This window comes from Ruegeria sp. SATB027 (assembly GCF_059613825.1).
Window position 1 is genome coordinate 1 of sequence record NZ_JBXWTH010000078.1, and the last position, 4,759, is coordinate 4,759.

Consider the following 4,759-nt stretch of genomic DNA (forward strand, 5'->3'; position numbering starts at 1 on the left):
GATGTTGTCCCATTCGGTGCCCCTTTCATGGACAGGGGTAAAGTACCCCAGTGTCCGGAAACAGGGACGAAGTCCATTTTTAACTACGGCTGGCAAGGCGACAGAATGGCGCTCACGCAAGTCGAGGTCGACCCGTCTTTCCGCGGGAGCGGGTTGGGTGTACAATCAGCCACAGTAGTTTTCGAAGAGATCGAAAACCTTTCTAACGAAATACGCCTGACATGTCCGATTCTACGGAAGATCGCACTGAAACGCCCGGAATGGCGCAGGAAATTCAACTTAGGAGACCGAACATGTCCGTTACATTTGAAAACACCCGCTTTGACCCCGATCTGGTAGAGTTCCACAGAATCGCCAAGCAAATGGCCGCCTCTGTGGGGTACACGGCAGACTTGTCCGTTGACGGGCAGTTGGCCCAACTCCTGCGTCTGCGGGTCGCCCAGATGAACCCATGTTCCTACTGCCTCATCCTGCACACCAAAGCGGCGCATGATCAAGGCATCGTAGCCGAAAAAGTCGCCCATTTGGCAAGCTGGCGAGAAAGCACCATGTATACTGAGGCAGAGCGTTTCGCACTGGCTTATTGCGAAGCGCTGACCGATTATGACCCCGCCGGTTTTGCCGCGCGTCACGAGACACTCGTCTCTCACTTCGACGAAAAAGCGATCGCCGAAATCGCGGCCATCGTGATCAACATGAATCTCTGGACGCGCCTCAAGCTGGCGCAAGGCCAGGTTCCCGTAGCGGAGTGATTGGGTGACAACCATCGGTTTCGGAGGCGGATGTCCTTGGTGCACCGAGGCGGTTTTTCAACCGCTTCGGGACGTTCTGGATGTGCGTCAGGGTCTCATCCGATCTGACGTGCCCGATGATACTTGGTCTGAGGCTGCCGATGTCACTTTTGATCCTGAAGTAATAGACCCCAAGGACCTGATCGCTGTCCACCTTGCAACACACGCCAGCGAAGCCCAACACAAGATGCGTGGGAAGTATCGCAGTGCGATCTATACCACTGATGCCGATCAATCAGCGGCTTGCCTAAGCTACATGTCACAGCTTGCCTTCGAGACTGGCGCGACGTTCGTCACGCGCGTTCTTTCCTATCGCGAATTCAAGGCATCGGACGAGCGCTTTCACAGCTGTTACAAGTTCAACCCGAAATGGCCTTTCTGCCAAACCTATATCGAACCGAAGCTTGTCAAACTCCGGGCACGGCACAGCGCTCTGCTGAATATGGAAGAACCGAAAACATGACCCCGACAGTCCTTCTGTTGCTTTTGACATTCGCCATTTACTCGCTCTTTAGCAAGGCAATTTCTCGCAGCCTGCTAACTCTTCCTATCATTTTCACCGCACTTGGCTTCGTCCTGTCCGGCCCGCTCCACGCGAGCCTTGCCCCCGATACGATCCACGAGGGCAAAAAGCTCTTAGCCGAAATCGCGCTTATCCTCGTTCTTTTCTCTGACGCCAGCCACGTTCGGTTCAAGAAGCTTGCAATGGACTGGCAAATTCCAACGCGCATGCTCGTGATCGGCCTTCCCTTGACGATTGCATTGGGAACGTTGGTTGCACTGTGGCTTAACCCGACGTCGGGACTTGCAGTTGCACTTCTGACAGCCGCCGTTCTAACGCCCACGGATGCGGCCCTCGGTCAGTCTGTCGTGTCTAACCCAGAGGTGCCGGATCATCTCAGCCAAACAATCAACATGGAGAGTGGGCTCAATGACGGCCTAGTTCTCCCCTTCGTTCTGCTCGGTGCGATACTCGCTTCCTCCGCTGCCGGCAGCGCGCGCATTGACGGTCTGGCGCTCGAAGCTATGACCGAGATCATTCTTGGCCCTATCGCAGGGGTCGCCATCGGCTGGATTGCTGCCAAGGCGATGGACTGGGCGGAAAACAGGGACCTGATGCAGGAAGCTTCGGGTGCCGTGGTGTTCCTCATCACCGCCTTTGCAGCTTACGGTGTGGCCGGCGCCATCCATGGAAACGGCTTTATCGCAGCCTTCGTCGCGGGGATGGTGTTCGGCAACACATACCGCCATGACATCCACTTCATCAGCGAGTTCATGGAAGGCGCGGGTCAGCTTCTAACGATGGCGTCCTTCCTCGTTTTCGGTGCATTCCTGCTGCCTGACGGGTTGGCCCATGCGGGCCTGTCAACTATCGTCCTTGCATTTGTTTTTTTAACAATTGTGCGAGTGTTGCCCATCTTCGTTTCGCTGACGGGAAGCGGCCTGCCAGCGCGGGAAAAGCTCTTTCTGGGCTGGTTTGGACCACGAGGTCTGGCGTCGATCCTCTTTACGCTTCTGATGATGGATCAGTTTGACTTTCCGAACGAAGATGAGCTGCTGTCTTGCGTCTCGCTCACCGTGGGTCTATCGATCCTGCTGCACGGGCTTAGTTCCACCCCCCTTGCAACGCGCATCGGATGCATGAGAAACAAAAGCAAAGAAAGGACAGGAAATGGCAATACATGTCGAGGTTTTCCGCCACCGCGTCGACCCAGACTTTAAGGGTGAGTTTGATGAACTCTATGCACGGATGGTCACAATCGTTAAAGGCCTAAAAGGTTATCTCAGCCACAAGGTTTTCACAGCCGAAGATGGCGAAAAGGTTCTGATAGGCTATTTCGAAAGCTACGAGGCGATCGAGGAATGGGATGTTCACCCGGAACATAAATACGCCAAGGACCGTGGCAAGAACGGGGTTTTCTTAGAGTATGACGTTGTTGTCGCTGAAGTTGTCGAGCATCACTCGATGAATTTTGGTGCAGGCATCCGCTCTGATGAAACGAACCGTGAGCCCTAGGGTCAGGGTCCATAACCAGTAGGTGACGGTCGCCGCGAGTGCGATGACTGAGAGGAGCACTTTGGGACAGCGGTCATGTCTGGTCGCGACACGCCTCCAATACTTGAGCCTGCTAAACATGATCTCGATCCGGTTACGTCGTTTGTAGCGGCGCTTGTCATACCGGACGGGTGTCTTGCGCTGCTTTCGGCCTGGGATGGGCGTGTAGCACAAATCGATTGAAGTGTAGTGGTTCAGATGTGATCTGACAGTTGGCCGTTTTTTCTGGCGGCGTCTGTCAGGCCGAGTTCAGTTCACGAACTTTTCCTTCCAGATTTCTTTGCCCTCAATCATGGTCTGGAACGGCGTTCTGCCGCAACACATTTTGCCCTGATGAGTTCGTTCGGTGTTGTAGTGGCGCAGCCATTCGTCGAGATCAGCCTGCAACGCGCCGATGCTTTCGTAGAGCTTTTTGCGGAACGCGACCTGATAGAATTCCTGCAAAATCGTCTTGTGAAAGCGTTCACATATGCCGTTGGTCTGCGGTGATTTCACCTTGGTCTTGGTGTGATCGATATCGTTGATTGCCAGGAAGAGCTGGAAGTCGTGTTTGTCGACGCGCCCACAATATTCCGTGCCTCTGTCGGTCATGATCCGCAGCACCGGCAGGTCGTGCTCATCATGGAACGGCAGCACCCGGTCATTAAGCAGATCGGCGGCGGTGATCGGCGTCTTGGTGGTGTAGAGCTTGGCATGAGCCACCTTGGAATAGGTGTCGACATAGGTCTGCTGATAAAAGCGTCCAACACCCTTTAGGGTGCCGGCATAGAACGTGTCCTGCGAGCCCAGATAGCCCGGATGGGCCGTCTCGATCTCGCCGCAGGCTTCATCGTCCAGCTTCTTCTTTTCAAGCGCCTGAACCTGGGCCTCGGTCAGGATTGTGCCTTCCTCGGCAACCTTGGCTTCCAACGCCTTGAGCCGATTTTTGAAGTTGGCCAAATCGTGCCGCAGCCAGATCGACCGGACGCCTGATGGCGAGATGAAGACACCCAGCTTACGCAGCTCGTTCGAAGTGCGGGCCTGGCCATAAGCCGGGAAATCAGTGGCGGATTTGATCACCGCGTCCTCGGTCGCCTGATCCACCCGGTTCGCCAGATTAGGCTTGCGCCGCGTGCGCTCGAACAGCGCCTCGACACCACCGTCCTCGACCGCTGATTTGTAGCGGTAGAACGTGTCGCGTAACATGCCCATGACTTGGCAAGCCTTCGAGACATTACCCAGCTCCTCGGCAAGGTGAGAAATAGCTGAAAGTTGGTGATGGCCCTGAGGGGCGGCATATCATGGCGGTGTTCAGAACGCCGTCAATTCTCTGCAGAGAAAGGGATATGCCACATGAGAGAAGATACCATCACCGCCTTGCCTGATCAAAACGGATTTTCTTCCGATCCGCTGACAGGTTTGATCCGGACAGGGGCACGACAGTTGATCGAGCAGGCGCTTGAAGCAGAGGTGAGCGCATTGCTTGCTCAGTTTTCTGGTGAGACGACGCCAGAGGGACATGTTCGGGTCGTTCGGCATGGCCATTTGCCCGAGCGCGACGTGATGACCGGTGTCGGCCCGGTGCCCGTGAAGGTTCCACGCGTTCGGGATCGCGGCCCGCAGGTCGAGAAAGTTCGGTTCACCTCGTCGATCCTGCCGCCCTATCTTCGCAAGGCGAAATCCGTCGAAGAGCTTTTGCCCTGGCTCTACCTCAAGGGCATTTCTACCGGCGATTTTCAGGAGGCCCTGGCCGCGCTGCTGGGCCCGAATGCGGTGGGCCTGTCCTCGACCACGGTTTCTCGGCTCAAAGCGAATTGGTGGGAAGACTATGAACGCTGGCAACGGCGCGACCTCAGCTGGACTTCGTCCCTGTTTCCGGACAGTTTCACTATTGACCCTATGCGGCCATTTTCCAAGTCATATTGTTAAAGGC

General features: G+C 55.6%; 6 protein-coding genes and 2 pseudogenes. 6 read left to right on the top strand and 2 right to left on the bottom strand.

The genetic code is table 11. From position 1 onward, the window contains the following. The first annotated feature begins 27 nt into the window (after positions 1-27). From AC2FPW_RS19900 to AC2FPW_RS19920, 5 genes are read left to right on the top strand one after another with little or no spacing between them, the layout of a single operon-like run. Positions 28-339: an N-acetyltransferase gene (locus tag AC2FPW_RS19900; RefSeq protein WP_496815087.1), complete on the top strand. Its 312-nt coding sequence runs from the start codon at positions 28-30 to the stop codon at positions 337-339. After that, positions 294-752, top strand: a complete 459-nt coding sequence (locus tag AC2FPW_RS19905) for a carboxymuconolactone decarboxylase family protein (RefSeq protein WP_496815083.1) — start codon at positions 294-296, stop codon at positions 750-752. The genes AC2FPW_RS19900 and AC2FPW_RS19905 overlap by 46 nt, the downstream gene beginning before the upstream one ends. Positions 753-756: 4 nt before the next feature. Beyond that, positions 757-1,254, top strand: coding sequence for a peptide-methionine (S)-S-oxide reductase (locus AC2FPW_RS19910; RefSeq protein WP_496815084.1), 498 nt, complete (start codon positions 757-759; stop codon positions 1,252-1,254). Continuing rightward, positions 1,251-2,513, top strand: coding sequence for a cation:proton antiporter (locus AC2FPW_RS19915; protein WP_496815085.1), 1,263 nt, complete (start codon positions 1,251-1,253; stop codon positions 2,511-2,513). Before AC2FPW_RS19910 ends, AC2FPW_RS19915 begins: the two co-directional genes overlap by 4 nt. Next, positions 2,464-2,808, top strand: a complete 345-nt coding sequence (locus AC2FPW_RS19920; RefSeq protein WP_496815086.1) for an antibiotic biosynthesis monooxygenase family protein — start codon at positions 2,464-2,466, stop codon at positions 2,806-2,808. Before AC2FPW_RS19915 ends, AC2FPW_RS19920 begins: the two co-directional genes overlap by 50 nt. Before the next feature lie 12 nt (positions 2,809-2,820). Here the strand turns inward: AC2FPW_RS19920 and AC2FPW_RS19925 are convergent. Both AC2FPW_RS19925 and AC2FPW_RS19930 read right to left on the bottom strand, forming a co-directional pair. Then, positions 2,821-3,006, bottom strand: a pseudogene (locus AC2FPW_RS19925) (transposase); the annotation flags it as partial. A gap of 90 nt (positions 3,007-3,096) precedes the next feature. Then, complete coding sequence (locus AC2FPW_RS19930; protein WP_496815088.1) at positions 3,097-4,089, bottom strand: IS481 family transposase; 993 nt, start codon at positions 4,087-4,089, stop codon at positions 3,097-3,099. A 90-nt stretch (positions 4,090-4,179) separates the two neighbouring features. On the opposite strand from AC2FPW_RS19930, the pseudogene AC2FPW_RS19935 reads away from it, so the two are divergent. After that, a pseudogene (locus tag AC2FPW_RS19935) lies at positions 4,180-4,701 on the top strand (transposase); the annotation flags it as partial. Positions 4,702-4,759 lie beyond the last annotated feature (58 nt).

What these genes read in the sequence shown, in the direction of transcription:
- AC2FPW_RS19900 (WP_496815087.1), top strand. Translation starts at nt 28, where the DNA reads ATGGACAGGGGTAAAGTACCCCAGTGTCCGGAAACAGGGACGAAGTCC.
- AC2FPW_RS19905 (WP_496815083.1), top strand. Translation starts at nt 294, where the DNA reads ATGTCCGTTACATTTGAAAACACCCGCTTTGACCCCGATCTGGTAGAG.
- AC2FPW_RS19915 (WP_496815085.1), top strand. Translation starts at nt 1,251, where the DNA reads ATGACCCCGACAGTCCTTCTGTTGCTTTTGACATTCGCCATTTACTCG.
- AC2FPW_RS19920 (WP_496815086.1), top strand. Translation starts at nt 2,464, where the DNA reads ATGGCAATACATGTCGAGGTTTTCCGCCACCGCGTCGACCCAGACTTT.